The following is a 26,789-nucleotide window of genomic DNA, read 5'->3' on the forward strand; positions in this document are numbered from 1 at the left end:
GCGACAGGGCGGCGTTGCTGCCCGGTTCTTGCGATCAGGTCGCGGTGCCGGTGCTCGGCACGACCGCCGGTGCGGCCGCCTTGCGTGAGCGGCCTAAATAGTAGACCGCCGCCGCCGCGATGACACCGGCGGCCAGGATGCCCGCCGCCAGAACCGGCCGATACCAGAACCAGGCGATCGCGATCGTCGTCGTGCCGACCAGGATCGCCAGGAAGAAGGCGATGATGCCGGTTCCCATCCGCGCCATGCTGCCAAGGAACGGAATGACGTCGAGGATCACCCCGATCGGGCTGAGGAACAGGGCAAAGCCGATCGTCAGCAACAGCAGGCCGGCAGCGCGCAGCAGCCAGGTGATCAGCGTGTTTGCGCTGACCGCTTCGGCAAACATCTTGTCGGCCGGGACAGTGCCGGTGTCGACCATCAGCAATTCGTCGCCTGCCACCGTCTGGTAGGGTTCGAACCGGCTGCCGGCCTGGCGCGCCACGATGCTGACCACGCCGAGCGGCGCCAGTTCGTAGCCGATGCGGTAGTCGCCCAGCGCCGGTGTCGTCGTGTCGGCACCGAGATAGATCTTGCCGTCGACGATGTTGAATGGCCTGGTGCCGGTATAGGCGGCCTTGATCGCGGCTGACTGATTGGCCGACAGCGAATAGTCCTTGTCACCCTCGATACGATCGAGCACCGGCTGATCGAGCGTGAAAGCACTGAGCTTGCCTTCCGGGATCTGGAAGGTCCGGCTGTGGATCGCCATCGGCGGATTCTGGTGGCCGTCCGGCTTCTTGAAATCCGACGAGTCGATCTGGCTGTCGTCCCACACCTTCGAATAGCTGTAGGTGGTGACCGTCTCCTCGCCGCCACCAAGCTTCTTGGTGGTCTCGGATTTGGACTCTTCCTTCCACTGGTACATCTCGACGTCGCGCGACAGACGCAACCCTTGCGCTGCGATACCGAAGTCCGGATCGGACAAACCGCTGTCCGCCGTCACCGGCCCGCTGACATGCACCAGCTTGCCGTCATTGGCGTTGTCGACGCTGTCGGCGCTGACAGAGACCACGGTGCCAGCCCCTTCAGCGAGCGAGCGTGCCGTCTGCACAGCGCGGCCCTCGTTCCAGAACAGGCCGATCACCATCAGCACGATCAAAAGCAGGCCGAAGATGACACCACCGACCGCGCGCTTGATCCGCCCGAACCACGAGACGGATGTAACTTCCCGAAATGAATCGCTCATTGTTTCCCCCGAAACCAACAGTGCCAAGATTTGCGCGCGGCCGGCGGCCGCGCATTGAACCGATCAATCGGCGTGGATTTGCGCGGGGGCTGCCGCCCACGCACCGTTCAAGACCGCAAGCACCACCGTGAACGCCAGGAAAACCCGCTTCATGATCGACCCCCATGCCGATGGCCGCGAACAGAGCGCTGCCCATCTTGCCCAGTCCGACCGAAGGGATGCCCATCCCTGCCGGTCGTCGAAAACCTATCGGAATCGATTCGCCCTCGATACGGGAACTTAGCAACAACGTCCGGCTTTTTCGTGTCGGCGTTTCCGTGACCCAAGGGCGATAAAAGGGCTTGGGAGCCCGCCTCTGAGTCGCATGCGAGCCCATCGGATTCGATTTTGTCAAATCGCGTTTGATGTCAGATTCAACTGCGGATAGATTAGACCCGAATCAGCCGGTCCTTGGGGGGCGCGGCAACCACCCAAAGTCTCTTGTTCCGGAGTTTTCCGGCACCAGACGCGGACGGCTTCGCGTTCCCTGAATGGATTCGGATCTGGTTGGCGCAGCCCTGCGCCAAGCGTGTGTCTTCGTCAAAGTAATGCGTATTCGGGTTCGGCGGCTGGCATCCAGCATCCGGACAGCAGAAACGATTCCGGCCAAAAGCAACAAGAATGAGCAGTCCCGCCGCGCTTCTTCAATCCGATACATTGGGCTCGCGCCTGACGTCGCGCGGTGATCTCACAAGCTTTTTCATGCAGCTGACCGCCGAGATCGGCGCCGACAGCTACATGCTGGTTGCCATCGTCCACGACCAGGACCGCAACGATGCGCGCATCGTTTCGTCCAACTGGATTTTCGACGCCATCGAGTTGATCGGCAAGCGGCTGATCGCCGGGCTTGCACAAGGCGCGCTCACCGTCGCCCCCGGCATCCGACCGAGACCGCTGGTGGCATCGCAGGCGCCCGATACAGACGGGTTGATCACCGGCGAGGAGGCCCGCCTTCTCGATGTGCTCGGTCATGCCGAGGTCTATTCACTCAAGCTGAATGTCGGCCGTCAGCGCCTGTTCGCTCTGTTCTCGGCAGCGACCGCCGGCAGCATCGACCAGCCGGCGCTGATGAGGGCGCAGCTGAAATGCTGCTACGCGCTTTCGCACATCCCGCAGCTCATTGCCGCCGCCGCCATGCAGGATCCGCTGTCGGACCGCGAACGCGAATGCCTGTTCTGGGTCTCCGAAGGCAAGACCACCGACGAGGTCGCCGTCATCCTTGGCGTCTCCTCCAACACCGTCAACAGCTACATCACCCACGCCATCCAGAAATTCGCGGCCAGCAACCGCGCGATGGCCATCGCCACGGCGATCAGGAGCGGCATCATTTGAAACAGGCCGATATCAAGGAGGCTGCCGAAGCCCTTTTCAACGAGCAGCGCAACCCGTTCGGCGCCTTCTCGCTCGGCTCCGAGACCCATCACGCCGTCACCATTCCAGATGCCGTGCGCCGCTGCCGCTGGATCGCTGTCGACATCAACGCCTCGGCCTTCGGCCTGTTCTTCGTCAGCCCGTCGGCCGAACGGGCGCGGCTCGTACCTTGCCTCGATTCCGACTATCCCGGTGTTGCGGTGGCGACCAAGTTCATTTCGGGCGCGAATGGCGAGGAGATCGTGCGCCACACCCGCACCTCGACGGAACCGCGCTGGTGGACCGACGACGGCGTCGCCGCCATGGCGGAGACGTTCGGCAACCTCGCCTGGACCGAGCAGATGGCGCCGCTGGCGCCTGGCACGAGCGGCATCGCCTTCCCCGTCCATGCCGATCGTGGGCAATGCGGCCTTGTCGTCTTCCTGGGGTCCGAGATCGTCCTGCCCCAGGACGCGCTCTACGAGATCCACGCCCGCTGCTTTTCACTGTTCGCCTCTGTCGCCCTCATGCGCCCAAGTGAAACCGGCCGCATGCGCGCGATCTCCAAGCGCGAGCTCGAATGCCTGAAGCTGACCGCCAATGGCAACACCAGCGAGGAGATCGCACGGCTGCTGAAGCTTTCGGTGCACACCGCCAACCAGTACCTGACCCAATCCACCCAGAAGCTCAACGCGGTCAACCGCAACCAGGCGGTGGCCAAGGCATTGCGGTTGGGGCTTATCGAATAGGGCAATTCGAGGATCTTGCGGCTAGTGAATGTCGCTCAAAAGTGGCCACGGTTTTGAGAAAACGCCATGCATAGAAACAAAGGCTTGAAGCGCGTCGCCTGAGTCCGTTTCGGCGAGACGCGCTTTAAGGCTTGGAAGCGGCCGATGTTCAGCGAAAGGCCAGCGGCTCGACCTTGCGGATGCGCGCCTGTTCGATCACCGCCTCCAGCAGGGCCGTGTTGTGCTCAGGGTCTTCGCCCGGCTTCTCGAACGAGACATAGTTGACCACCACCGAAGCACCGAGCTCGCTCAGGGTCAGCTGGAAATAGACGGTGACACCCGGCGGCCTCAGCTCCAGATCGAGCACGATGCGCGGGCTGCCGCTCCAGTCGATATGCGCCTCGCCGCCATGGCCGAGCCGCAGCGTGCCCGGCATGAAGAACAGCTCCACCGCCGAATCGACCAGATCCGACAGGCAGGCGAAATGCTCCAGCCGGATGAAGGCGATATAGTCGGCGACATCGATCAGTCGGAGTTCCCCCACCACTTGCTCAATGGCGCTGGCGACGATGATCTCGCGGGAGTTTGCGTGCGGTTGCCGGTTCATGAAATCTGTCTGCGCTCAGCCTTTTTCGAGTAGACGACCCGCACCAGTTCGGCGACGGCCTGATAGAATTGCGACGGGATCACATTATCGACCGAAACTTGCTTGTACATGGAGCGGGCGAGCGCCACGTCCTCGAAGATCGGAATGTTGTGTTCCCGCGCGATCTCGCGAATTTTCAGCGCCACAAGGTCCTGCCCCTTGGCCAGCACGATCGGCGCGGAATCCTCGTCGCGCACATATTTCAGCGCAATCGAGAAGTGCGTCGGGTTGGCGATGATCAGTGTCGCGCGCGGCACCGCCGTCATCATCCGTTTGCGCGCCCGGTCGCGCGCCAGCGAGCGCAGCCGCGACTTGACGATCGGGTCACCTTCGGACTGCTTGAACTCGTCCTTGACCTCCTGCTTGCTCATGCGCAGGTCCTGCTTCCAGTGGAAGCGCGACCAGACGATGTCGACCGCCGCGATCAGCCCCATGACGAAGACGATCGCCACCAGGATGTCGACGGCGATGCCACGGATGACGAGGCCGAAGGCAACCGGATTGGTGATCATGCCGGCGAGCAACTTGCGGTGGTCTTCCGACAGCGTGAAGCTCAGCACGACGATGGCAAAACCGACCTTGCCAAGCGCCTTCAAGAACTCCACCCAACCCTGAATGCCGAACAGCCTGCTCCAGCCCTTGGCAATCGAGATGCGCGAGAGTTGCGGCCGGATCCGCTCGCCGACGAATTGCGGCATGTTCTGGAACACCGAGGCGCCGACACCGGCAACGCTCAACAGCACCAGCAGGCTGACGATGGCGCGGCCCACCTCCAGCAGGACGATCTTGTAGAGCGCGATGACGTCGGTCTCGGTGTCCATCGGCCAGGCTTCCGGCTTCTCCAGGAACATCGACAGAAACATGCCGAGATCGATGATGGCGTCCTTGGCGTAGAAGACGGTGAACACCAGTATGGCGACGAAGGATGCCAGCAGCGCCGTTTCCCGCGAATGGGGCAGCTTGCCCTGTTCGATGGTGTCGCGGATCTTCTTTTCCGTCGCCTCTTCGGTTTTCGAATCCTTGTCTACCGCGTCAGCCATATCGCGGTCTTAGGCGGCGTTCTGGGTCGAGGGGAGTTCGAAAGCGCCTTCGCGCGACAGCCGGATCGTCGTCGTCACGATCGACTTGCGCGCTGCCATGATGTCGGCAAGGGCAACGCCCTCCGACCCTTGTCCGAGTTCGGCTTCGATCATGCGCCGCGACCGCGCGCCGATCGCCGACAGCGCCGCCTCGGCAAGCGCGGCCGAAGTGCCGCGCAAGGCCAGCGTGACCAGTTCGGTCGACAGCCCGTCGAACAGCAAAACCCGCGCCTTCTGGGTCAGCAGCGGCAAATCGTCGAAGGCGAACAGGCGAGCGCGGACGCCATCGAGATCGGGCGTGCCGGCGGCCTCCAGATCCTGCATGACCTCCTCGAGCAGCGGCTTGTCCAGTTCGTTGAGAACGCTGGCGACGCGTGCCTGCCCGGCCGAAGTGTCCTTGGTCGAGGTTTCCGTCAGCACGCTGCTGCGCAGCCGGTTTTCGACGATCCTGGTGGCGGCGTCCGGAACATTGGCCATCGTCACCATGCGCTTGATGATTTCGCCGCGGGCCGGCTTGGTCAACGTCAGAAGCACGCTCGCCGCCGTTTGCGGCGCCAGCTTCGACAGCACCATGGCCGCGGTCTGCGGATGTTCGCCGGCCAGGAAGGCTCCAAGCCGTGCCGGTTCGAGCTTTTCGAGCTCGGGCCAGATCGGTGGCGGGCCCTCCGGCGCGACCTCGAATCTCTTGTCGCCCATGATCGCGCTCATCTCTTCGGGCGAGAGCGATTCATTGAGGATGGTGTCCATCCTGTCGGCCGAATCGAGCAACCCCGCCCCTTCGGTGAACTCGGCCTCGAACTCGGCGACGATGCGCTCAAGATCGCTTTGCGGGATGGTCCGCAGCAGTCTGGCGCCCTCGATCAGCGCCTTCAATTCTTCCTGCTTGAAGAATTTCAAGAGACGGCTGGCCGACGGCTTGCCCATCGCCACCAAAATGGCGGCCGCCTTTTGCGCGCGGGTCAAGGTCACCGGCGTCGTCATGCCTCTCGCCTCCGCTGCCACCGGCAAGCCCCGCAATCCATGTCTAGGCGCCCTTCGTGCCGGCGATGATTTCGGTCAGCCTGATGCCGAAGCGCGACGGATCGCTTTCCAGCACGGTGATCTCGCCACGCGCGATCTTGCGGCCGTTGACCACGACGTCGACAGGTTCGCCGATGCGCCGGTTGAGCGCCACCGTCGACCCCTTCTGCAGCGCCATCAGGTCGGAGACCGGCATCTCGGTGCTGCCGAGGATGATCTGGACATCGACGGGGATGTTCATGATGACGCTCGAATTGGCACCGGAAGCGGCTCTGAAGGCCGCATCCGGGCGCTGCTCCTCTTCATGCAGGACCCCGCGCAATTCTTCGATGGCACGGTCGAGCTGCTCGTCGGGCTGGTCGAGGTCGGCTTCCGCCTTGGTCTGGGCCATGAATCGTCTCCAAATGCTCAGGCGCGTCCGGCGGCAGCCGGCATCAGCCCGTCGATAAAGTCCTGTCCGGCATCGTAGGGATGTCTGATTCGGACGGTGTAATTCTGACCCAGTTTGCCGAACTCGCATACGAACAGCGTCTTGCCGCGCGCGCTGAGACGCGCCTGCGACTGCGCCGTTTCCTCGAATTCGATGACCTGGCCGATTTCGAAATCGGCAAGGTCGCCGAGCGTCAGTCGTGCAAGCGGCATGGTGGCCTCGAGCGCCACCGTGGATCGCATCACCTCTTCCGAAAAGCGCGCGCGCCAGCTGGCGCTGTGATCGTCCTGGCTGACACTGGCGGCGCTGTCGCGGCTGGCCAGCACGATACGCTGCGGCATCGTCACCGTGACGGTGCCGCTATCGGCCGGCGTCGAGATGCCAAAGACGATGCGGACTGCAGCGCCGTCGCGCAGCACGTGCCGTTTGGCTTCGGTGCCCGACATCGCCCTTGGCACGGGCAAGCGCAGATCAAGCGAGCGTCGTCCGGATCCGTTCAATGCCTGTGCGACCTGCTGGATCACCATGGTCGAGACATCGACCTCGATCTGCGACAGATCGCGCTCGATCGGCGATGCCGGCATCTCAGGGTCGCCGCCGAACAGCGTACAGACCGTGATCGCGATCGCCGGCGCATCGATCACCACGGTCATGGCATCGGAGGACGTGGCTGATGCGATGATGGTCATGGCAAACGTATCGCCGGCATGCGAGCGCGCCTCCGCGACGCGGCTGATCTCGACGGCCCTGAGATCGACGGTGACCGGAACGCCAAGCTCACTGGTCAGGCTCTTCTGCAGCAGCGGCGCGGCACGCTCGGCCATGCCCCGGCCGGTGCCGATGACCTGGGCGGCCTCGCCGCTGTCACCGACCAGGCGCTCGATGATCAGCGAGCGGGCTTCCGAGGGGCTTCCCGGGCTCGTCATGACAATGCTGGGACCGATCTCTGGCGCATCGTTCAGGCAGCCTTCTTCTCGGCGGTGCCGGTGTTCATCGTGCTCTGCTCGACGGCGTCGATCGTCGGCCGCTCATAGGACGAGATGGTCTTGCGGCCGAACTCGATAGCCACCTGCGGCAGTGCGCCGTTCATGTAGGCCAGCAGCGTCTGCTTGACGATGATGTAGAGGCGGTTGTTCTTCTCGCGCACGGTCTTGATCTTGGTGGCGACCGGCCCGACCACTGCATAGGACAGGAAGATGCCGAGGAAGGTGCCGACCAGGGCCGCGCCAATCAGGCCGCCGAGGATTTCCGGCGACTGGTCGAGCGCGCCCATAGCCTTGACCACGCCTAGCACGGCGGCGACGATGCCGAGCGCAGGCAGGCCGTCGCCGACCGCCACCATTGCGTGATAGGCCTTCATCTTGTCGGACTTGATGGTCTGGATTTCCTCGTCCATCAGTGCCTCGATCTCGTGCGAGCGGGCATTGCCGATGATGATGATGCGGCAGTAATCGCAGATGAAATTCATCAAATCGTGGTTCTTGAGCACGGTCGGAAAGGCCTGGAAGATCGCCGATTCCTCCGGATTGTCGATATGCGCCTCGACCTCGCTGCGCGATTTCGAGCGCAGTTCGCGCATCAGGCTGTGCAGCACGCCGAGCGTTTCGAGGTAGTTCTGTTCCTTCGGCACCGCCTGCTTGAACGCCTCGAGGATGGCCTTGCCGGTATCCTTGACCGTCTTCATCGGATTGGCGACCAGAAACGTGCCGAACGCGGCGCCGCAGATGACCACGGCTTCCCACGGCTGGACCAGTACATGAAGATGGCCGCCCATGGCCATGAAGCCGCCAAGCACGCAGCCGAGCGTTACCACCAGTCCAATCAGAATGCCCACAACAGGTCCTTCCGCATTTCACATCGGAAGCAAGGGATAGCCCCCGTGCCTTGTGTGAGGCTTGAATCGAAGCCGCTGGATTGGATTCAGTTTCGCGCAAGGAAGTGGGGGTATTGTGCCGGCATAGCTTCGGCCGGAGGCACGTCTTTGCTTAATACCTTTACCAGCTACCAGCTCATTACCAAGGACATCTCGAAATCGCTCGACAGGATCGAGCAGCAGCCCGTGGTCGACCGCGATACCAAATATTATCTCGCCAACATCACCAAGGTGAAATCGATCGACGATTTCGTCAACAATGACCGGTTGTTCAAATATGCCATGAAGGCCTACGGGCTCGAGGACATGGACTACGCCAAGGCCTTCATGGTCAAGGCGTTGAAGGAAGGCGTCTCCGATCCCAACAGCTTCGCCAACAAGTTGACCGACAAACGCTACGCCGAGTTTGTCGCCGCCTTCAACTTCGCCGCCAACGGCGCCGACGCGACCATCTACAACAAGACGCAGCAGATGGTGACCAAGAATTACGCCACGCAGGCGGCAATCGCCGGCCTCGATCCGAACTCCGCCTATGTGAAGGGCGAGACGACATATTATCTCGCCAACATCACCAAGGTGAAGTCGATCGACGACCTGATGTCGAACAACCGGCTCTACACCTACGCGCTCGCGTCATTCGGCCTCGATGCGGCGACGCAGGACAAGGATCTCATCAAGCGGGTTCTGCAGGGCGGCGTCCGCGACCCCGACAGCGTCGCCAACAAGATGACGGACAAGACCTACGCCGCGCTGGCCTCGGCCTTCAATTTCGAAGCCAATGGCGAGAATGCCACCACGATCGTTTCGGCGCAGCAGCCGACCGTCGACAAGTATATGCGCCAGACGCTCGAAGAGGATGCCGGCAACACCAACCAGGGCGTGCGGCTGGCGCTCTATTTCGACCGCAAGGCGCCGACCATCACCAGTTGGTACGACGTGCTGGCCGACACTGCCCTTGCCAGCGTCGTGCGCACCGCGCTCGGGCTGCCCGATTCCTTCGCCACCGCCAACATCGACAAGCAGGCGCAGCTGTTCGAGCAGAAACTCGACATCTCGGATTTCTCCGACCCCGAGAAGCTCGGCAAGTTCCTGACCCGCTTCACCAGCATGTACGAGATAAACAACCCGACCTCATCGGCGGTCAGCTCGGTCAGCGTGCTGTTTTCCCAGCCGATCACGGTCGGCATCTCCACCGACCTGATGATGGCCATGCAGAAATTGAGGTTCTGAGACCATCATGCGGGACAGCCTGTACGTCGCCCTTTCCTCACAGATCGCGCTCGAGCGCCGCCTCGACACGATTGCCGACAACGTCGCCAACGCCTCGACGATCGGCTTTCGCGCCACCGGCGTGAAATTCGAGGATGTCGTCTCCGGCACCGGGCCGAAGTCGGTATCCTTCGCGTCTTCGGGCAAGACCTATCTTTCCGGCGCCCACGGCGCCTTGACCGAGACCGGCAATCCGTTCGATTTCGCCGTCCAGGGCGATGCCTGGTTCGCCATCGATACGCCGGTCGGCACCGTCATGACCCGCGACGGGCGCTTTTCGATGAACGAGAATGGCGAGCTGATGTCGATCGAGGGCCACCCGGTGCTCGACGCCGGCGGTGCGCCGATCCAACTCGACCCCCGCAACGGTCCGCCCAAGGCCGGGGCCGACGGTTCGCTGCGCCAGAACGATCAGCTTGTCGGCTCCATCGGCCTCTACGATTTCGATCCCGGCGAGAATTTCGTCCGCTACGGCAATTCAGGCATCATTCCGGCGCGCACGCCGGAGCCGGTCACCGATCGCTCCGATACCGGCATCGCCCAGGGCTTCCTCGAAGAATCCAACGTCAATCCGGTGCTGGAGATCACCCGGCTGATCCAGGTGCAGCGCGCGTTCGAGAACACCGCGGCCCTGATGCGGCAGACCGACTCCTCCACCGACGAGGCGATCAAGACGCTCGGCTCGAAATAGTCCATGTCGCTCGACCAGCCATCGCTCCGCGCACCCGAAAAACAGCTCCAGCCGGCTCCGGAAGACCGGCTTGCCGCGCTGGAACGGGTATGGCGGCGTTTCGCCGGCACGGAGACGCTGCTCAAGCGCGGCGGCCGCGTCGTCGAAGTCACGTCCACGCACTACAAGGTACGCGGCCTTTCCGACTTCGCCAGGCTGGGCGACATCGTCGAACAACGCGGCCATGCCGGCGCGCGCCGTGGCGAGATCGTCAAGATCAGTCGTGACGAGGTCGTCGTCGCACCCTTCGAACGCAGCGCCGATGCCGGCATCGGTGATGCCGTGTTCCGTCGCGGTCCGCTCGCGGTGGCGCCGCATGCCTCCTGGCGCGGCCGCACCATCGACGCGCTCACCAGGGCGATCGATGCCGGCCCGTCCCTCGTCAGGGGTGACGACACGCTGAGCGGTGCCCAGACGACGCCCGGCGCCATGGCGCGGCAGCGCGTCGGCACCGCCTTCATGACCGGCGTCAAGGTCATCGACATCTTCACGCCGCTCTGCTTCGGCCAGCGCCTCGGCATCTTCGCCGGCTCCGGCGTCGGCAAGTCGACGCTGCTCGCCATGCTTGCCGGCGCCGACGCCTTCGACACCGTCGTCGTGGCGCTGATCGGCGAACGCGGCCGCGAAGTGCGTGAATTCCTCGAGGATACGATCGGCGACAGCATGGCCAAGACCGTCGCCGTCGTCGCCACCAGCGACGAGAGCGCCATGATGCGTCGGCGTGCGCCGGACACCGCCATGCGCGTCGCCGAGCATTTTCGCGACCAGGGCCACCGCGTGCTTCTGGTGCTGGATTCGATCACCCGCTTCGCCCATGCCTTGCGCGAGGTGGCGACGGGAACCGGCGAGCCGCCGGTCGCCCGCGGCTATCCGGCCTCGGTGTTCACCGAACTGCCCAAGCTGCTCGAGCGCGCCGGGCCGGGCGCAGAAGGCCCCGGTGTCGAAGGCAGGGGATCGATCACCGCCATCATTTCCGTTCTGGTCGACGGCGACGACCACAACGACCCGGTCGCCGACTCCGTGCGTGGCATCCTTGACGGCCATGTCGTGCTCGACCGTGCGATCGCCGAACAGGGCCGCTATCCGCCGGTCAATCCGCTGTCGTCCATATCGCGTCTTGCCGGCAAGGCCTGGAGCGCCGAACAGCGCGCGCTGGTGACGAGGCTGAAGTCGATGATCGCCCGCTTCGAGGACACGCGCGACATCCGTCTGCTGGGCGCCTATCAGGGCGGCGTCGACGCCGAGCTCGATATTGCCGTGCGCCAGGTGCCGCTGATCTACGAGGCGCTGACGCAATCGCCCAAGGACCGTCCGTCCGCCGAACCGTTCTCCGATCTCGCCCGTCACCTCAAGGGTAAGCTGAATGCCGATGCAGGAGACTGAACGCCAGTACACCGAGCGTATCCTGCGCGAGATGATCGCGGAGGCCAACGCCAAGGAGCAAGCCAGGGCTGACGAAGCCAGACTTGCCAAGGCAAAGGCTGCCCGCGCCATAGCTGCGAAAGCCGAGGCTGTTTTAGCCCGGGCTGCCAGGCCAATCCTGCCCAGGGTTGCCAAGCCAATCCTGCCGAGGGCTGCCACAGCCGAGCCTGTTTGGCCCAAGGCTGCTGAGGTCGCTCTGCCCAAGGATCCCCAGGCAGAGGCTGGCGAGATGACGCAAGCCAGCCGCGACTCGCTGATCGAGGGCCTGTTCCCACGCACCGAATGGCCGCAGCCGCCAAAGGCACAGTTTCCCAGGCTGAAAAAACAGTCCGACCGCCGCAGCGATTTCGTCGTTGCCGCGCTCGGCTTGACGCTGGGGCTGATCTGCGCCCTGTTTCCCTGGTACATCTTCTTCAACCAGGAACAGTTTGGCGTCCAGGCGATCAAGTTCGGCGGCACCGGGACCAATTCGGGACGGGCGGGCGGCGGCGTGGTCGCTGAACGCAGCGCGCCACTGACGGTAAAGGACGTACCGGCAGCCAATCTCGATCTGTTTGCCACTGGAACCGTGCAGGATGACGCCAATCCCGCGCCGGCGCCCGATGAACAACCCTTCCCGGCCGACGCCGCGAAATTCCGCATGGTTCATGTCGCCAACGGCCGGGCCATGATCGAGGACGATGCCGGACTGTGGATCGTCCAGCGCGGCTCGACACTGCCCGACTCCAGCCAAGTGTCTTCCATCGAGCAGCGCAACGGCAAATGGGTCATGGTCACCAGCACCGACCAGGTGATCGAACTCTCCAGGTGACGCCCCGTCTCGGGCGTCCGGCCATCCGCAAGGTCCGCGCAAGACTGGCGGCCTAGTCTTCGGGAACCCGCCCGGAGATTCCCATGGAGCCCGTTTCCCTTTTCGACCTCGCCGCCAAGCAAGCGCAATGGCTTGCCGTGCGCCAGTCCGCCATTGCCGGCAACATCGCCAACGCCAACACGCCGGGCTACACGGCAAACGATGTCGAGCCGTTCGAAAAGGTGCTTGACTGCACCGCGGTGTCGCTGCAGGCCACGCAGGCCGGCCATCTCGGCAACGCGGCGACCAATGCCGGCTTCACCATCAAGCCGCAGGAAGATGATGGCGTTGTCATGCCGTCCAAGAACTCGGTGGTGCTGGAAGACCAGTTGATGAAGGCCGGCGAAGTGCGCCGCTCCTTCGAGCTCAACACGGCGATCGTCAAGGCGTTCCATTCGATGATGATGATGGCGGTGAAGAGCTGACCATGGACGCGCTGACCGCAGCCCTCAAAGTCGCAGCATCCGGCCTCGGCGCCCAATCGGAGCGCTTGCGCGTTGTTTCGGAAAACCTGGCCAACGCCCAGTCGACCGGCACAACGCCAGGGTCCGATCCCTATCGCCGCAAGACCATCAGCTTCGTCTCCGAGCTCGACCGGACCTCCGGCAGCTCGACGGTCCAAGTCAACTCGATCGATCGCGATCCCAGTGACTTTCCCGTCGAATTCCAACCCGGCAACGAGGCCGCCGACGACAAGGGCTATGTCAAGATGCCCAACGTCAACGTGCTGATCGAAATGGCCGACATGACCGAGGCCAACCGTTCCTACGAAGCCAATCTCCAGGTCGTCAAGCAGGCGCGCGACCTGATTTCCATGACCATCGACCTGATGAGGAACCAGTAATGATCAGCGGCATCGGAGCCCTTCAGTTCAAGTCCTCGGTCGGTGGCGACGACGCGGTGACAAGCCTGCTCCAGGGCGGCGCGACACCCTCGGCTGGCGGCAATGTCGGCACCTCGTTTGCCGAGGCGCTGAGCCAGGCGGCCTCCAAGACGGTCAACACGATGGAGAATGCCGAGCAGGTATCGGTGCAGGCGCTCAAGGGCGACGCCGACACCCGTCAGGTGGTCGACGCCGTGATGAGCGCGCAGCAGGCGCTTCAGACCGCCGTCGCCATCCGCGACAAGGTGGTTTCCGCCTATCTCGAAGTCAGCCGAATGGGCATCTGAGGAATTCCGCCATGAAAGCACTCGCCATCGCCGCCACCGGCATGAATGCCCAGCAGACAAATCTGGAAGTCATCGCCAACAACATCGCCAACATCAACACCACCGGCTACAAGCGCGCCCGCGCCGAATTCTCCGACCTGCTCTACCAGGTCGACCGCACGCAGGGCGTGCCCAACCGCTCCAACGCCTCTCTGGTGCCGGAGGGCGTCTCGATCGGCCTCGGCGTCAAGACGACGGCCGTGCGCAACGTGCACACCCAGGGCGAACTGACCAGCACCGGCAACAGTTTCGACCTGGCGCTGACCGGCAGGGGCTGGTTCCAGATCGAAGGCGCCGACGGCGGCACGCTCTACAGCCGCGCCGGCGCCCTCAACACCAATGCCACCGGACAGCTGGTGACGGTGGACGGTGCCAGTGTCATTCCGGCAATCACCGTTCCCACCGACGCCGTCGAGGTCATCGTCAACAAGACCGGCCAGGTCTTCGCCCGCATCGACGGCCAGACCGACCTGCAGAACCTCGGCCAGATTCAGATCGCCAATTTCGCCAACGAGGCGGGGCTCGCCCCGCTCGGCGACAACCTGTTCCAGGAAACAACGGCTTCCGGCCCGGCGAATGTCGGCGTGCCGGGCGATCCCGGCTTTGCCACCATCCAGCAGGGCTATCTCGAGGCCTCGAACGTCGACCCGGTCAAGGAAATCACCGAGCTGATCTCGGCGCAGCGCGCCTATGAGATGAATTCCAAGGTCATCCAGGCCGCCGACGACATGGCTTCGGTCGTTTCCAAGAACATCAGGTAGGGATGATGGCCATGCCGATCTCCTGCTCCGCATTCCGCCGCACCGCGCTTGTCCTTGCGCTGGTGGCCGGCTGCATGCCGGCTTTCGCCCAGGAATCGGCAGATCAATCGACAGGCCAATCGGCCAATCAGATCGCCAGCAACCAACCTGCCGGCGAGGTTGTGTTGATCCCCAACCGGGTCATCTATCCCGGCGAGACCATCGAGCTCGCTGCCTTGAAAAAGGTGACCCTGATCGCCGGCAAGCACAAGCCGGACGCGGTCGCCACGCGGGCCGAGGAACTCGACGGCAAGGTCGCCAAGCGCACGCTGCTGCCCGGCCGCTACATTCCCTCCGCCGCCGTCCGCGAGGCCTGGCTGGTCGAACAGGGCGCGTCCGTGCAGGTCTTCTTCATCGCCGGCGGACTGACGATCTCGGCCACCGCGGTGACGTTGCAGCCGGGTTCCGCCGGCGACCTCGTCAAGGTCCGCAACGTCGACAGCGGCAAGATCCTGTCCGGCACGGTGATGGCGGATGGGACTATCCAGGTCAGCGCTTCATGATGCGCGGACTTGCCCTGATCCTGGCGGCCGTGCTCGGCCTGCAGCCGGCGCTGGCCGACGGCCTGACGCCCAAGGCCAAGCGCGATCTCGCCGCCAAGAATGGCGGCGTCTACGACGATCCGGAATACAATCCGGCCACCACCAGCCGCATGTTCAGGGTTTCGTCGGGGCCGAGTTCTCTGCCGCCGGGTCAGGTCGCCTCGCGCATCAAGGACATCGCCCAGCTGCAGAGTTCGCGCGACAACCAGCTGGTCGGATACGGCCTGGTCATCGGGCTCGCCGGATCGGGCGACAGCCTGCGCAACTCGCCGTTCACCGAACAATCGATCCGCGCCATGCTCGAAAATCTCGGCATCGCCACCGAAGGCGGCAGCGCACGCGCCAAGAATGTCGCCGCCGTCATCGTCACCGCCAACATGCCGCCCTACGTGCAGTCCGGCGCCCGCATCGACATCGACGTCTCCTCGATGGGTGACGCCACCTCGCTCGCCGGCGGCACGCTGATCATGACGCCTTTGAAGGCCGCGGACGGCGAGATCTATGCCGTCGGCCAGGGCTCGGTCATCGTTTCCGGCTTTGTCGCCAAGGGACAAGCCGAGAAGCTGACGCAAGGCGTGCCGACGTCCGGCCGTGTGCCGAACGGCGCCATCGTCGAGCGCGCGGTCCAGGCCGAATTCGACGATCAGGCGACGTTGACCCTACAATTGCGCAATCCCGATTTTTCGACCGCCATTCGCATCGCCGACGCCATCAACGACTATACCAGCCAGCGCTTCGGCGCGCGAGTTGCGGCCGAGCGCGATGCCCGCACCGTGCAGATCAGAAGGCCGAAGGGCGTTTCGGCGGCGCGCTTCTATGCCGAGATCGAAAACCTGGTGGTCGAATCCGACACCCCGGCCCGCGTCGTCATCGACGAGCGCACCGGTACCATCGTCATCGGCAACGACGTCAAGATCTCGCGGGTCGCCATAAGCCACGGCACGCTCACCGTGCGCATCACCGAAGCGCCGCGCATCGTCCAACCCGAGCCTTTCTCCAAGGGCGAGACGGCCGTCGAGCCTTTCACCGCCATCGAAGCCAGCCGCCCCGATGGCCGCGTCGCCGTGCTTGACGGACCCGATCTCGAAACGCTCGTTTCCGGCCTCAACCGTCTCGGCGTCCAGCCGGACGGCATCATTGCCATTCTGCAGGGCATCAAGTCGGCCGGCGCCCTGCAGGCCGATCTGGTTCTGCAATAGGCGATGCCGATGAAGCGCTCCCTCTCACGCCACGAAAGACGCCCCGCCGCCGCAATCCTGTTCGCGGCCGCTGTTGTCGCCATGTCCTTTGCCGGCAGCACGGCGCGCGGCGAGGAAACGGTTCGCCAGGTCCTGCCGGGCGCGCCGGCCGCCGAGCCACCGCAGCAATTGACGCGGGAAAAGGCGCCGGATCAAAGCGAGATCGAACGCTTCTGCTCCAACATCGCCGACGCCGCCCGCGACCGCCGCTATGCCTTGCAGGCGGAAGAGATGAAGCAGCTGCAGGCCGGCATCGACCAGCGCATGAAGGCGCTGGAGGAGAAGCGGGCCGAATACGAGACCTGGCTGAAGCGGCGCGAGGTTTTCCTGGCCCGCGCCGAGGACGGCGTCGTCCAGATCTATGCCGGCATGAAGCCCGACGCCGCCGCCGAGCGGCTGGCCATCGTCAACGCCGACCTGGCGGCGGCGATATTGATGAAGCTCGATTCACGCAAGGCGAGCGTCATCCTCAACGAAATGGACCAGACGGCGGCGGCGACGCTCACCGGCATCATGGCCAGCGCAGCCCGAAGGGTAGATCCGTCATGATCCGCAAGATGCTCGTCCTGTGCGCGGTCGCCGGGCTGTCCGGTTGCGGAACCAATCTGAAGGAGGTCGGCAAGGAGCCGGCTTTGTCCCCGGTCGGCTCCGGCATCGACGGCGGCAACACCTCGTCCCTCTATCGCTATCCGCAAACGCCGCCCACACCGGTCAAGAAATTCTCCTTGTGGGATGACCGCCAGAGCCGGCTGTTCACCGACCCGCGGGCGCTGTCGCAGGGCGACATCCTGACCGTCAAGATCAAGATCAACGACAGGGCCAACTTCAAGAACCAGAACGACAGGAGCCGCACCGCCAACCGCAAGCTCGGTTACGACCTCAGCGCGCAGTGGGACAAGTGGAGCACCGCCGGCAAGGGTTCCGGCGCTCTCAGCTCCACCACCGACACCACGGCCGACGGCGAGATCAAGCGCTCGGAAACGCTTGAGCTCAATGTCGCGGCCATCGTCACCGATGTCCTGCCGAACGGCAATTTGATGATCACGGGATCGCAGGAAGTGCGCGTCAACGCCGAGCTCAGGGTGTTGACCCTCGCCGGTATCGTGCGGCCGGCCGATATCGGCGCCGAGAACACCATCCCCTACGAACGCATCGCCGAAGCCCGCATCTCCTACGGCGGGCGCGGCCGCATCACCGAGGTCCAGCAACCTGCCTACGGCCAGCAGATTCTCGACCAGGTCCTTCCGTTCTAAGATTGGAGAACACGGCACCGTGGCAAACGTTGAACAGATTCTGCCGCGCAAGGGTCCCTCCCTTGCCATCCAGGCCGTCATGCTGCTGGTTGTGACGGCAGCTGCGATCGGCATGGGCTGGATGTCCGGCGGCTATCTCAAGGGCGTCGGCGCACCGGCCTCGGTGCCGGTCGCGCCGGAGAACGAAGGCAAGACCGCACAGCCCGCCGCTGCCGGTGAGGCAGGCGTGGGGCCGACGCTCGTCGTGCTGGCGCCGATCACCACCAACATCGCCTCGCCTGCCGATACCTGGATCAGAATGGAAGCGTCCGTCGTCTATGACGGGCCGCAGCCCCAGTCCATGTCGGACGACATCCACCAGGACCTTCTGGCCCTGGTGCGCACCTTGAAGATGCATCAGATCGAGGGCGCCAGCGGCTACCAGCACCTGAAGGCAGATCTCGAGGAACGAGCCTCGATCCGCAGCCAGGGTCACGCCAAGCAGATTCTTATCAGGACATTGCTGCTCGAATGAGAAAGTTCCTTCTCGCCACGGCGATGATCGCCGCCGCCACCTCCGTCGCGGCGGCGCAGCAACTCGATCTCGGCGGCATCGGCAAGGCCGATGGCACGACCGTCGGCTACATCATCCAGATGTTCGGCCTGCTGACTGTGCTGTCGGTGGCGCCTGGCTTGCTGATCATGGTGACGAGCTTCACCCGTTTCGTCATCGCCTTCTCGATCCTGCGTGCCGGCATCGGCCTGCAGTCGACGCCCGCCAACCTCATCCTCATTTCACTGTCGCTGTTCATGACCTTCTATGTCATGGCGCCGACCTTCGATCAGGCCTGGAACACCGGTGTCAAGCCGCTGATGGACAACCAGATCACCCAGACCGTAGCCTTCGACAAGATTTCGGATCCATTCCGCACCTTCATGCTGCGCAATGTGCGCGACAAGGATTTCGACCTCTTCGCCGATCTCGCCCGCGAGCGCGGCCAGACCGTTTCGCGCGACACCGTCGACCTGCGCATCCTGGTGCCTGCCTTCATGATCTCGGAAATCCGGCGCGGCTTCGAGATCGGCTTCCTGATCGTGCTGCCATTCCTGGTCATCGACCTGATCGTCGCCACCATCACCATGGCGATGGGCATGATGATGCTGCCGCCGACGGTGGTGTCGCTGCCGTTCAAGATCCTGTTCTTCGTCCTGATCGACGGCTGGAATCTGCTTGTCGGCAGCCTGGTGCGCTCCTTCAACTGAGCGCTTGCAGCTGATCCCTGGCGGCTGGTCGCCATCGCGTCTCCAGCGCAGAATTCAAGCAATATATTTTCGATTAACCGTCCGGTTTAGTCCTTTGGTAGGGACTAGCCCGCATATTCGCTCGCAGATGGCGGGTGATCGATTCTAGAGATCATTGGCATGATGCCGCACCGTCATACCGGGAGACCCGGTATGTCAAAAAAACACCTGTAAAATCAAGGTACGAGTACCATGTCCAGCATCATGACGAACTCCGCCGCGTTGACGGCTCTGCAGAGCCTTAACGCCACCAGCAAATCCCTCCAGGACACCCAGGCCCGCATCTCGACCGGCTATCGCGTCTCGCAGGCCTCGGACAACGCCGCCTACTGGTCGATCGCCACCACGATGCGCTCGGACAACTCGGCAATGTCCACCGTTTCGGACGCGCTTGGCCTCGGCGCATCGAAGGTCGACACCGCCTACACCGGCATGAACAGCGCGATCTCCACCATCAACCAGATCAAGGCCAAGCTGCTGGCATCCTACGGCCAGACCGATGCTTCGAAGGAAAAGACCCAGACCGAAATCACCGCCCTCCAGGCGCAGATGAAGTCCTACGCCGACGGCGCCACCTTCTCCGGCACCAACATGCTGTCCGTAAACAGCGGCACGACGGCCACGACGGCTGCCGATGTGAAGATCCTGTCGGCGTTCAACCGTGACGCGGCCGGCGCGGCTTCGATCTCGACCATCGACGTCAAGGTGGAAAGCATCAAGCTGTATGAAGCTGGCACCACCGTGGGCCTGGCGAAGGGCATCCTCGACACGCAGCGCCTCGGCACCACCGGTGTGGCCACCGCCACGGCCTCGGCTCCGACCCTGGGCGCTGCTGCGGCGGCCACCGACACCTATTCGGCCGCCAGCCTGAAGATCTTCGACACCGCAACGGGCAAAGCTGCCAGCGATACGCAGATCCAGCAGATGTTGACCGTCATCGACTCCGCGCTCGCCGACATGACCAATTCGGCCACCACGCTCGGCGCCGCCAAGAGCAGTATCGACCTGCAGAAGACCTTCACCTCCGACCTGATGGACTCCATCGATCGCGGTGTCGGCCAGCTCGTCGATGCCGACATGAACAAGGAATCGACCCGTCTGCAGGCCCTGCAGGTCCAGCAGCAGCTCGGCGTCCAGGCGCTGTCGATCGCCAACGGTTCGTCGCAGTCGATCCTGTCGCTCTTCCGCGGCTAATCGCCTACGCCTGATCACAGTTCGCACTAAACATCGGGCCGCGCCAAAAGCGCGGCCCGATTTGCGTTTGCTCGACTTGCTTTTGCAAGCCTCGCACAATGCTCGTTCCTTAACTCTCAAAGGCCAGCTTTTAACAGGCTGTTAACCATGCCGCGCTAGTTATGGTTAACCAATAGCTTACGACCGTTGGCGAATCGGTCCGACCGGCACGATGCCACCCGTTGAACAGGCCTGTCCGGCATGTCTGAGCATGTCGGTTTTTGAGAAGGAGCGACTTTCTTGGCGAGCATCATGACAAACGCTGCGGCGTTAACCGCACTTCAAAGCCTCAGCGCCACCAACAAGTCACTCGAACAGACGCAGGCTCGCATCTCGACGGGCTACCGGGTCTCGCAGGCCTCTGACAACGCCGCCTACTGGTCGATCGCCACCACGATGCGCTCGGACAACGCGGCCCTGTCGACGGTGCAGGATGCACTCGGCCTCGGCGCCTCGAAAGTCGACACCGCCTACACCGGCATGAATAATGTTCTGACCACGATCGGCCAGATCAAGACCAAGCTGCTTTCGACCGTTGGCCAGACGGCTGCCGCCAAGGCAAAAACCCAGACCGAGATCAACGCGCTTCAGGCGCAGATGAAATCCTTTGCCGATGCCGCGACCTTCTCAGGCTCGAATTTCCTTGCGGTAACCTCCAAGCAGACTGCCGTCCCCAATGATGGCGTCCAGGCCGACTCCCAGATCGTGTCCTCGTTCAATCGCTCCTCGTCGGGCGCCGTCTCGATCGGAACGATCGACATCGATGTCGAGGGCACCAAGCTTTTCGACTACGGCCTTGCCACCGAGGTCAAGAATCGCGGCACCCTCGATCGCCAGACTTCGATTTATTCCACGGGAGCCGCCCAGACCCTGTATGACAACGCCTATGCGACCGCGCTCGCTGGCGGAGCAACGGACATCGCGGCAAACACCGCTGGTCAGGCGGCGGCGGGAGCGGTCGTCCCCAGGGTCGACAATATCTCCGCCTACAACCTCGACATCACTGCGGCCGGCGTAACCGACGACATCATCACCCAGATGGTCACCAGGATCGACAAGGTCATGGCGCAGTTGACCGATTCCGCCACCATCCTCGGTTCGGCCAAGAGCAGCATCGACCTGCAGAAGACCTTCACCCAGAGCCTGATGGACTCCATCGACCGTGGTGTCGGCCAGCTCGTCGATGCCGACATGAACAAGGAATCGACCCGGCTCCAGGCGCTGCAGGTTCAGCAGCAGCTCGGCATCCAGTCGCTGTCGATCGCCAACAGCGCTTCGCAGAGCATCCTGTCGCTGTTCAAGAACTAGTCGCGGGCGCCACCGGCGCCCTCCTTTTCGCACGCCGATTGACGGGCCGCGCCGCAAGCGCGGCCCGATTTCATTTTCGCACAAGCTTCGAAGACTACTGTTCCTGCGGACAGTCATGCTGGGAGTCGTCGAACCGTGCCGGAACAGATCCAGAGCATCATCTCGAATCTTCGCGGCTTTGGCGTGAAGCGCCTTGCCATGCTGGCTGGCATCGCCGTCCTGGTGATGGGCGTCATCGGCATCGCCTCGGTCTATCTCAACCGTCCGGCCTACGACACGCTCTATGTCGGGCTCGACCGCGCCGACGTGAACCAGATCGGCCTGGTGCTGGGCGAAGCCGGCATCGGCTTCGATGTCGGCGCCGACGGAACCTCGGTGCTGGTGCCGGCCGGCACCACCGCGCAGGCGCGCATGCTTCTTGCCGAAAAGGGCCTGCCGACCAGCGCCAACGCCGGCTACGAACTGTTCGACAATGTCGGCTCGCTCGGCCTCACCTCCTTCATGCAGCAGATCACCCGCGTGCGCGCGCTGGAGGGCGAGATCGCCCGCACCATCCAGTCGATTTCAGGCATCAAGGCGGCGCGCGTCCACATCGTCATGTCCGAACGCGCCAATTTCCGCCGCGACGAACAGCAGCCTTCGGCATCGGTGGTCATCCGCTACGCCGGCATCGACGCCGAGAAGAGCGCCATGTCGATCCGCCACCTCGTCGCCGCCGCCGTGCCCGGCCTGTCGGCCGACAAGGTGACGGTGCTCGATTCCAGCGGCAACCTGCTGGCCGCGGGCGATGATCCTTCCAACACCAGCGCCGCCCGCACGCTCGGCGTCGAGCAGACCGTCGAGGCGCAGATCGGCGACAACATCCGCCGTGCGCTGACGGCCTATCTCGGCCCCGACAATTTCCGCGCCAGCGTCAAGGCCGAAGTCAACACCGACACCCGCCAGACGGAAGAAACCATTTTCGATCCGAATTCACGCGTCGAGCGCTCGGTGCAGTCGGTGCGCGCCAACGAAAACAACAACCAGAAACAGGCCTCGACCCCGGCCAGCGTCGAGCAGAACCTGCCCGAGACCCAGTCAACCGCCACCGACGGTCCGCAATCCTCCTCGCAGAACGACCGCAAGGAAGAAATCACCAACTACGAGATCAATTCGAAGAAGATCGCCACCGTCTCCAACGGCTACACCGTCACCAAAATGTCGATTGCCGTCGTCGTCAACCAGCAGCGGCTGATGACCATCCTCGGCAAGGACGCCACACCGGAGCAGATTGCCAAGCGCGTCGCCGAAATCCAGAAGATGGTGACCTCGGCCACCGGCTTCGACGACAAGCGCGGCGACGTCATCGACGTCTCGGCGGTCGAGTTCATCGACGGGCTGGACGGCGAGGCGATCCCGCAGGCTGGAATGCTCGATTCCATCGGCCAACATGCGGGCACGCTGATCAACGCCGGCGCCTTCATCGTCGTGGTGTTCCTGGTCGCCTTCTTCGGCCTGAGGCCGATGGCGGCGGCGCTGACGGCAAAGGCGACGCCGGCCCTGGCAGGCCCCAGCTACGAAGACGTCCAGCGCTCGCTGCCGACACCGGAAGCAACCGCGAACGCCGAAAGCGTCGCTGTCGGCGCATTGCCCGGCGCGCGGCCCGGTCCGACACCGCTCGACGATCTTCGCCAGAAGATCAGGCCGGCGCCGCAGGAGCGGCTTGCCCGAATGGTCGACCTCAACGAGGAGCGCACCGCGCAGATCCTGCGCAAATGGGCCGCTCAGGAAGTCGCGGCCTAAACCATGCCCTCCGCAGCCCTTTTCGACCTTCTGCCTGATTTCGGTACCCGCACGCAACGTGCCGGCCAGCCCCGGACCGCGGCCGACCCCGAACACAAGCCCGAGACGCCGGCGCCGCAAGCCGATATCGGCACTCTGATCGCGGAAGCGGTCGCCCAGGCCGAGGCGGCGCTCGAGGCACGCCTGTCGATTGCCCATGAAGCCGCGCTCGAAGCGGAGCGCCAGGCCAACGCCGAGGAAGCAAGGCTATTTCTCGAAAGCCTCGGCGACGATGTCGGCAAGGCGGTCTCGGTGCGCATCGATGCCATGGAGACGCGCGTGACCGGGCTGGTCGCGGCCACCGTCGCCCGCATGATCGGCGGCATTGTCAGCGACGATCTGCAGAAGCGCTCGATCGAGGCCCTTGCCGGGGCCATACGCGAGGCGGTCGGCGATGCTGAAGCGGTGCGCATCGCGGTGCGCGGGCCGCTCTCGCTGTTCGAAACGCTGAAGGCATCGCTCGGGCTCCGCGCCGCCAATCTCGACTTCACCGAGGCACCGGGCTTCGATCTCACCGTCGCCATCGACGAGGCGGTGTTCGAGACGCGCATGGCCGAATGGGCGACCACCCTTTCAGAGGTCCTGGCATGAGCGTCGCCGATGCCGGACAGGTTCACCAGGAGATCATCATCGTTCGTCGTGGTCACGACGACCATGACGATGCCCATCATGGCGGCGTCTGGAAGATCGCCTTCGCCGACTTCATGACGGCCATGATGTGCTTCTTCCTCGTCATGTGGCTGATCAATGCCGCCAACGAGCAGACCAAGGCGGCCGTCGCCAGCTATTTCAACCCGGTCAAGCTGGTCGACCGCAATTCGAGCCGCAAGGGTCTGGAGGATCTCGGCGACGGTCCGCGCGCGATGGGGACGACGGCCGACAACCCGCAGAAGGCGACCAACAAGGCCGACCAGGACGGCGATGGCTCCGCGGACCGCAAACAGGAGAAGCAGGAACTGCCGCAGGCGGAACACTCCGACGAGCATCTGTTCGCCGACCCCTACGCGGTGCTTTCGGAAATCGCCACCGATACCGGCGTCATGCAGAATGTCAGCCAGAAGGGCGACGGCGGCGCGCAGGCTGCCGGCCCGGCGACCGGCGCTTCCGGCGGCGCCTCCTATCGCGATCCCTTCGAGCCGGATTTCTGGTCGCAGCAGGTGGCGGCGCCCGGTGCCGAAGCCAGTGCCCAGCGTGCCAAAATCGAGGGCGATGCGGTCAAGCCCGGTGACAAGGTTGCCGAGACGCAAGTGCCCAAGGTCAAGGCCGTGCCACCCGTCGCGGCCGCACCTGTCGAACCGCCGGCAAAGGACGCGACCGGCAAGCAAGCCGCGAGCCCCGCCACGGCAATGGCCAAGGCCGGCGACACCAAGCCAACAGACACGAAGCCAAGCGACGCGAAACCGGGCGAGACCAAACCAGGCGACACCAAGGCTGCGGACGCAGCCAAGGCCGAGGCCAAGGTGCAAGAGGCCGCCAAGCCCGACACTGGGGAGAAGGCGCCGACCGCCGCCGCCGTCAAGGCCGCGGCCGACGTCAAGCGGCAGTTGGCCGATGCCTTCAAGCCCGGCGACAAGCTGCATGACGGCGTCTCGGTGGAAGCCACCGACAAGGGCGTCGTCATCTCGATCACCGACCAGCTCGACTTCGGCATGTTCGAGGTCGGCTCGGCGCTGCCGCGCCGCGAACTGGTGCTGGCGATGGAAAAGATCGGCCGCATCGTCAACAGCCAGAAGGGCACCATCAGCATCAACGGCCACACCGACGCGCGGCCATTCCGCAGCGACAGCTACGACAATTGGCGGCTCTCGACGGCGCGCGCGCATTCGGCCTACTACATGCTCGTGCGCGGTGGCGTCGACGAACGCCGCATCACGGAGGTCGCCGGCTTCGCCGACCGCCAGCCGAAGGACCCCGCGGATCCATTGGCGGCCGTGAACCGCCGCATCGAAATCCTGATGGCGACCGGCGGATGAGGCGGGCGGCCGTCACCAGCCGGTTGATTGGCCTGTTGCTGCTGGCCGGCGGATATCCGTCAGCCGGCTTCGCCCAGGACGCGCTGCAGCCATATCAGCTGGTGCGCTCGCTGCAGCTCATCCAGGACCGCATCGCCGCCGGCGATCATGCCGCCCTGCCGATGCAGGCCAAGTTGCTCGAGATGGCGGATGCGCGCCTGCGTACGGCGGACGCCGAGGATTTCAAGGATCCCAAGAACTTTCGCGCCCTGCTCGTCTACGGCATGAGCGGCGGCAACCCGGTGACTGTCGAGGCGGCCACGTCGCGCGCCACGACGGACCCGCAAAGCCTTGCCGTGGCCAAAGGGATCATCGACTATCTCAATGGCCGGCCCGGCGAAGCGATCGAAGCGTTGAAGCCGATCGATCCGATGACGCTGCCTCCCGATCTCGGGGCTTTCCTTGCCCTGGTCAAAGGCTCGCTGCTTGCCGGCGACCAGCCGGCGGCGGCGCTCGGTTTGCTCGACGAGGCAAGATTGCTCAGCCCCGGCACGCTGGTCGAGGAAGCAGCACTGCGCCGTTCGGTCGGCATTGCGGGTGCGCAGGGTGACGCGGCACGCTTCGCACGCGCGTCGACCCAGTATGTCGAGCGCTACCTTTATTCGCCCTATGCCAGCCAATTCGCGGACTCCTTCGTCTCCGGCGTCATCGCGCTGCACATGTCGATCAGCCAGGATAAGCTGGCCGATATCACCTCTATGATGGATCCCGAGCGCGAGAAGGTGATTTACCTGCGCATCGCCCGCCGCGCCGCGATCGACGGCCTGAACGACCTGTCGGCCTTCGCTTCGGCGCGCGCCGAGCAAGGTCGCGACGGCAACACCAACCAGGACGATCCGCGCGCCCTGCTTTACGCCAGTCTTTCCACCGTCACCTCGGGCACCATCGAAGACGTGCGCGCCAAGCTCGGCAAGATCGACCGCAGCAAGCTGTCTGAAGGCGACCGCGCCCTGCTCGACGCCGCTCAAGCCATTGCCGGCGAAGTCGTCGCACCGCCCGCCCCCCTCCCCGAGGAAAAGCCAGTTCCTGTCGCGGCCGAGCAGCCGCCAGCACCTGAAACCGTCGCGGCGCAAGGCACCGACGCCAGCGGGCTGCCACCCGTCGAAGGCGCAATCGCCGAGCAACCCGCCGTCGCTGCCGCCTCCGGCGGACCAGCAGCCAGGGCTCCGCAAACGCCGCCGGTTGCGGCGGCACCAGCCGATGCGGCGACGGTCGTGCAGGCGTCGGCGCCATCGCCTGCGGCCAGTCCTGAGCCCACCGACCCGACCGATGCCGCCATGACCAGAACACGTCGACAGCTCGACCTGATCGACCAGATGCTTGGAGCCGCCCCCAAATGACCACCAGCCTCGGCTCGGCCTTGCCGGGATTTGCCGCCTCGCGCGCGACGCCGGAGCAACCGGCCGCGAACGGCAAGAAGGACGACGC

General features: G+C 64.1%; 29 protein-coding genes. 22 read left to right on the forward strand and 7 right to left on the reverse strand.

Annotated elements, in window-relative coordinates; genetic code table 11:
- Window positions 1-34 precede the first annotated feature (34 nt).
- Window positions 35-1,228 (reverse strand): TMEM43 family protein, encoded by a 1,194-nt coding sequence (locus HNQ71_RS27925; RefSeq protein ID WP_184876482.1) that lies wholly within the window; start codon window positions 1,226-1,228, stop codon window positions 35-37.
- Window positions 1,229-1,888: 660 nt separating this feature from the next.
- Here HNQ71_RS27925 and HNQ71_RS27930 point away from each other — a divergent pair.
- Both HNQ71_RS27930 and HNQ71_RS27935 read left to right on the forward strand, forming a co-directional pair.
- Complete coding sequence (locus tag HNQ71_RS27930; protein ID WP_184876484.1) at window positions 1,889-2,599, forward strand: helix-turn-helix transcriptional regulator; 711 nt, start codon at window positions 1,889-1,891, stop codon at window positions 2,597-2,599.
- Window positions 2,596-3,366, forward strand: coding sequence for a helix-turn-helix transcriptional regulator (locus tag HNQ71_RS27935; protein WP_184876486.1), 771 nt, complete (start codon window positions 2,596-2,598; stop codon window positions 3,364-3,366). Before HNQ71_RS27930 ends, HNQ71_RS27935 begins: the two co-directional genes overlap by 4 nt.
- A 148-nt stretch (window positions 3,367-3,514) precedes the next feature.
- Here HNQ71_RS27935 and HNQ71_RS27940 read toward each other — a convergent pair whose 3' ends face one another.
- The 6 genes from HNQ71_RS27940 to motA are packed head-to-tail and all read right to left on the reverse strand — an operon-like array spanning window position 3,515 to window position 8,354.
- Window positions 3,515-3,952 (reverse strand): hypothetical protein, encoded by a 438-nt coding sequence (locus HNQ71_RS27940; RefSeq protein WP_184876488.1) that lies wholly within the window; start codon window positions 3,950-3,952, stop codon window positions 3,515-3,517.
- The gene (gene flhB, locus HNQ71_RS27945) at window positions 3,949-5,031 is read right to left on the reverse strand and encodes a flagellar biosynthesis protein FlhB (RefSeq protein WP_184876489.1); all 1,083 of its coding nucleotides are present in this window, start codon (window positions 5,029-5,031) and stop codon (window positions 3,949-3,951) included. Before flhB ends, HNQ71_RS27940 begins: the two co-directional genes overlap by 4 nt.
- 9 nt (window positions 5,032-5,040) lie before the next feature.
- Entirely contained in the window at window positions 5,041-6,051 is a 1,011-nt protein-coding gene (locus tag HNQ71_RS27950; protein ID WP_184876491.1) for a flagellar motor switch protein FliG, read from the reverse strand.
- A 43-nt stretch (window positions 6,052-6,094) separates the two neighbouring features.
- Window positions 6,095-6,481 (reverse strand): flagellar motor switch protein FliN, encoded by a 387-nt coding sequence (fliN, locus tag HNQ71_RS27955; RefSeq protein ID WP_184876493.1) that lies wholly within the window; start codon window positions 6,479-6,481, stop codon window positions 6,095-6,097.
- A gap of 17 nt (window positions 6,482-6,498) precedes the next feature.
- Window positions 6,499-7,446 carry a FliM/FliN family flagellar motor switch protein gene (locus HNQ71_RS27960; RefSeq protein ID WP_184876495.1) on the reverse strand — a complete coding sequence of 316 codons (948 nt, stop codon included), beginning with the start codon at window positions 7,444-7,446 and terminating at the stop codon, window positions 6,499-6,501.
- Between the two features lie 32 nt (window positions 7,447-7,478).
- Window positions 7,479-8,354: a flagellar motor stator protein MotA gene (gene motA, locus HNQ71_RS27965; protein WP_095084502.1), complete on the reverse strand. Its 876-nt coding sequence runs from the start codon at window positions 8,352-8,354 to the stop codon at window positions 7,479-7,481.
- Window positions 8,355-8,501: 147 nt separating this feature from the next.
- Between motA and HNQ71_RS27970 the strand changes: the two genes are divergently transcribed.
- From HNQ71_RS27970 to HNQ71_RS28065, 20 genes are all read left to right on the forward strand, one after another.
- Window positions 8,502-9,623, forward strand: a complete 1,122-nt coding sequence (locus HNQ71_RS27970; RefSeq protein ID WP_184876497.1) for a DUF1217 domain-containing protein — start codon at window positions 8,502-8,504, stop codon at window positions 9,621-9,623.
- A gap of 7 nt (window positions 9,624-9,630) precedes the next feature.
- Entirely contained in the window at window positions 9,631-10,353 is a 723-nt protein-coding gene (gene flgF / locus HNQ71_RS27975; protein WP_184876499.1) for a flagellar basal-body rod protein FlgF, read from the forward strand.
- Window positions 10,354-10,356: 3 nt separating this feature from the next.
- Window positions 10,357-11,775, forward strand: coding sequence for a flagellar protein export ATPase FliI (gene fliI / locus HNQ71_RS27980; protein ID WP_184876501.1), 1,419 nt, complete (start codon window positions 10,357-10,359; stop codon window positions 11,773-11,775).
- Window positions 11,756-12,625: a hypothetical protein gene (locus HNQ71_RS27985; protein ID WP_184876503.1), complete on the forward strand. Its 870-nt coding sequence runs from the start codon at window positions 11,756-11,758 to the stop codon at window positions 12,623-12,625. The genes fliI and HNQ71_RS27985 overlap by 20 nt, the downstream gene beginning before the upstream one ends.
- Window positions 12,626-12,708: 83 nt before the next feature.
- Complete coding sequence (gene flgB, locus HNQ71_RS27990; RefSeq protein ID WP_184876505.1) at window positions 12,709-13,089, forward strand: flagellar basal body rod protein FlgB; 381 nt, start codon at window positions 12,709-12,711, stop codon at window positions 13,087-13,089.
- Between the two features lie 2 nt (window positions 13,090-13,091).
- Window positions 13,092-13,508 (forward strand): flagellar basal body rod protein FlgC, encoded by a 417-nt coding sequence (gene flgC, locus HNQ71_RS27995; protein WP_184876507.1) that lies wholly within the window; start codon window positions 13,092-13,094, stop codon window positions 13,506-13,508.
- Window positions 13,508-13,834, forward strand: a complete 327-nt coding sequence (gene fliE / locus HNQ71_RS28000) for a flagellar hook-basal body complex protein FliE (RefSeq protein ID WP_184876509.1) — start codon at window positions 13,508-13,510, stop codon at window positions 13,832-13,834. The genes flgC and fliE overlap by 1 nt, the downstream gene beginning before the upstream one ends.
- 11 nt (window positions 13,835-13,845) lie before the next feature.
- A complete protein-coding gene (flgG, locus tag HNQ71_RS28005; protein WP_184876511.1) occupies window positions 13,846-14,634 on the forward strand; it encodes a flagellar basal-body rod protein FlgG in 789 nt (262 codons plus the stop codon).
- 5 nt (window positions 14,635-14,639) lie between these two features.
- On the forward strand, window positions 14,640-15,176 hold the full coding sequence (flgA, locus tag HNQ71_RS28010; protein WP_246462184.1) for a flagellar basal body P-ring formation chaperone FlgA: 537 nt from the start codon (window positions 14,640-14,642) through the stop codon (window positions 15,174-15,176).
- A complete protein-coding gene (locus HNQ71_RS28015; RefSeq protein ID WP_184876515.1) occupies window positions 15,173-16,414 on the forward strand; it encodes a flagellar basal body P-ring protein FlgI in 1,242 nt (413 codons plus the stop codon). Before flgA ends, HNQ71_RS28015 begins: the two co-directional genes overlap by 4 nt.
- A gap of 3 nt (window positions 16,415-16,417) precedes the next feature.
- On the forward strand, window positions 16,418-17,002 hold the full coding sequence (locus tag HNQ71_RS28020) for a MotE family protein (protein WP_184876517.1): 585 nt from the start codon (window positions 16,418-16,420) through the stop codon (window positions 17,000-17,002).
- Window positions 16,999-17,706, forward strand: coding sequence for a flagellar basal body L-ring protein FlgH (gene flgH, locus HNQ71_RS28025; protein WP_184876519.1), 708 nt, complete (start codon window positions 16,999-17,001; stop codon window positions 17,704-17,706). The genes HNQ71_RS28020 and flgH overlap by 4 nt, the downstream gene beginning before the upstream one ends.
- 19 nt (window positions 17,707-17,725) lie before the next feature.
- Window positions 17,726-18,220, forward strand: coding sequence for a flagellar basal body-associated FliL family protein (locus HNQ71_RS28030; RefSeq protein WP_184876521.1), 495 nt, complete (start codon window positions 17,726-17,728; stop codon window positions 18,218-18,220).
- Window positions 18,217-18,948, forward strand: a complete 732-nt coding sequence (fliP, locus tag HNQ71_RS28035) for a flagellar type III secretion system pore protein FliP (RefSeq protein WP_095084514.1) — start codon at window positions 18,217-18,219, stop codon at window positions 18,946-18,948. The genes HNQ71_RS28030 and fliP overlap by 4 nt, the downstream gene beginning before the upstream one ends.
- A 231-nt stretch (window positions 18,949-19,179) precedes the next feature.
- Window positions 19,180-20,181, forward strand: a complete 1,002-nt coding sequence (locus HNQ71_RS28040) for a flagellin N-terminal helical domain-containing protein (protein ID WP_184876523.1) — start codon at window positions 19,180-19,182, stop codon at window positions 20,179-20,181.
- Between the two features lie 279 nt (window positions 20,182-20,460).
- Window positions 20,461-21,528 carry a flagellin N-terminal helical domain-containing protein gene (locus HNQ71_RS28045; RefSeq protein WP_184876525.1) on the forward strand — a complete coding sequence of 356 codons (1,068 nt, stop codon included), beginning with the start codon at window positions 20,461-20,463 and terminating at the stop codon, window positions 21,526-21,528.
- 135 nt (window positions 21,529-21,663) lie between these two features.
- Window positions 21,664-23,310, forward strand: coding sequence for a flagellar basal-body MS-ring/collar protein FliF (fliF, locus tag HNQ71_RS28050; protein ID WP_184876527.1), 1,647 nt, complete (start codon window positions 21,664-21,666; stop codon window positions 23,308-23,310).
- Window positions 23,311-23,313: 3 nt separating this feature from the next.
- Complete coding sequence (locus HNQ71_RS28055; RefSeq protein ID WP_184876529.1) at window positions 23,314-23,940, forward strand: hypothetical protein; 627 nt, start codon at window positions 23,314-23,316, stop codon at window positions 23,938-23,940.
- Window positions 23,937-25,322 (forward strand): MotB family protein, encoded by a 1,386-nt coding sequence (locus HNQ71_RS28060; RefSeq protein ID WP_184876531.1) that lies wholly within the window; start codon window positions 23,937-23,939, stop codon window positions 25,320-25,322. The genes HNQ71_RS28055 and HNQ71_RS28060 overlap by 4 nt, the downstream gene beginning before the upstream one ends.
- Window positions 25,319-26,701, forward strand: coding sequence for a chemotaxis protein MotC (locus HNQ71_RS28065; RefSeq protein ID WP_184876533.1), 1,383 nt, complete (start codon window positions 25,319-25,321; stop codon window positions 26,699-26,701). Before HNQ71_RS28060 ends, HNQ71_RS28065 begins: the two co-directional genes overlap by 4 nt.
- Window positions 26,702-26,789: the final 88 nt, after the last annotated feature.

Source organism: Mesorhizobium sangaii (assembly GCF_014207355.1).
GTDB lineage: Bacteria > Pseudomonadota > Alphaproteobacteria > Rhizobiales > Rhizobiaceae > Mesorhizobium > Mesorhizobium sangaii.

Coding starts and splice junctions, on each gene's coding strand:
- fliP (WP_095084514.1), top strand. CDS start 18,217: ATGAGAAAGTTCCTTCTCGCCACGGCGATGATCGCCGCCGCCACCTCC.
- fliN (WP_184876493.1), bottom strand. CDS start 6,481: ATGGCCCAGACCAAGGCGGAAGCCGACCTCGACCAGCCCGACGAGCAG.
- flgF (WP_184876499.1), top strand. CDS start 9,631: ATGCGGGACAGCCTGTACGTCGCCCTTTCCTCACAGATCGCGCTCGAG.
- HNQ71_RS28015 (WP_184876515.1), top strand. CDS start 15,173: ATGATGCGCGGACTTGCCCTGATCCTGGCGGCCGTGCTCGGCCTGCAG.
- HNQ71_RS28065 (WP_184876533.1), top strand. CDS start 25,319: ATGAGGCGGGCGGCCGTCACCAGCCGGTTGATTGGCCTGTTGCTGCTG.
- flhB (WP_184876489.1), bottom strand. CDS start 5,031: ATGGCTGACGCGGTAGACAAGGATTCGAAAACCGAAGAGGCGACGGAA.
- HNQ71_RS27930 (WP_184876484.1), top strand. CDS start 1,889: ATGAGCAGTCCCGCCGCGCTTCTTCAATCCGATACATTGGGCTCGCGC.
- flgB (WP_184876505.1), top strand. CDS start 12,709: ATGGAGCCCGTTTCCCTTTTCGACCTCGCCGCCAAGCAAGCGCAATGG.
- HNQ71_RS27985 (WP_184876503.1), top strand. CDS start 11,756: ATGCCGATGCAGGAGACTGAACGCCAGTACACCGAGCGTATCCTGCGC.
- fliI (WP_184876501.1), top strand. CDS start 10,357: ATGTCGCTCGACCAGCCATCGCTCCGCGCACCCGAAAAACAGCTCCAG.
- HNQ71_RS27950 (WP_184876491.1), bottom strand. CDS start 6,051: ATGACGACGCCGGTGACCTTGACCCGCGCGCAAAAGGCGGCCGCCATT.
- HNQ71_RS28020 (WP_184876517.1), top strand. CDS start 16,418: ATGCCGATGAAGCGCTCCCTCTCACGCCACGAAAGACGCCCCGCCGCC.
- flgA (WP_246462184.1), top strand. CDS start 14,640: ATGGCCATGCCGATCTCCTGCTCCGCATTCCGCCGCACCGCGCTTGTC.
- HNQ71_RS27960 (WP_184876495.1), bottom strand. CDS start 7,446: ATGACGAGCCCGGGAAGCCCCTCGGAAGCCCGCTCGCTGATCATCGAG.
- HNQ71_RS28040 (WP_184876523.1), top strand. CDS start 19,180: ATGTCCAGCATCATGACGAACTCCGCCGCGTTGACGGCTCTGCAGAGC.
- fliE (WP_184876509.1), top strand. CDS start 13,508: ATGATCAGCGGCATCGGAGCCCTTCAGTTCAAGTCCTCGGTCGGTGGC.
- HNQ71_RS28055 (WP_184876529.1), top strand. CDS start 23,314: ATGCCCTCCGCAGCCCTTTTCGACCTTCTGCCTGATTTCGGTACCCGC.
- HNQ71_RS27925 (WP_184876482.1), bottom strand. CDS start 1,228: ATGAGCGATTCATTTCGGGAAGTTACATCCGTCTCGTGGTTCGGGCGG.
- flgC (WP_184876507.1), top strand. CDS start 13,092: ATGGACGCGCTGACCGCAGCCCTCAAAGTCGCAGCATCCGGCCTCGGC.
- flgH (WP_184876519.1), top strand. CDS start 16,999: ATGATCCGCAAGATGCTCGTCCTGTGCGCGGTCGCCGGGCTGTCCGGT.
- HNQ71_RS28060 (WP_184876531.1), top strand. CDS start 23,937: ATGAGCGTCGCCGATGCCGGACAGGTTCACCAGGAGATCATCATCGTT.
- HNQ71_RS27940 (WP_184876488.1), bottom strand. CDS start 3,952: ATGAACCGGCAACCGCACGCAAACTCCCGCGAGATCATCGTCGCCAGC.
- flgG (WP_184876511.1), top strand. CDS start 13,846: ATGAAAGCACTCGCCATCGCCGCCACCGGCATGAATGCCCAGCAGACA.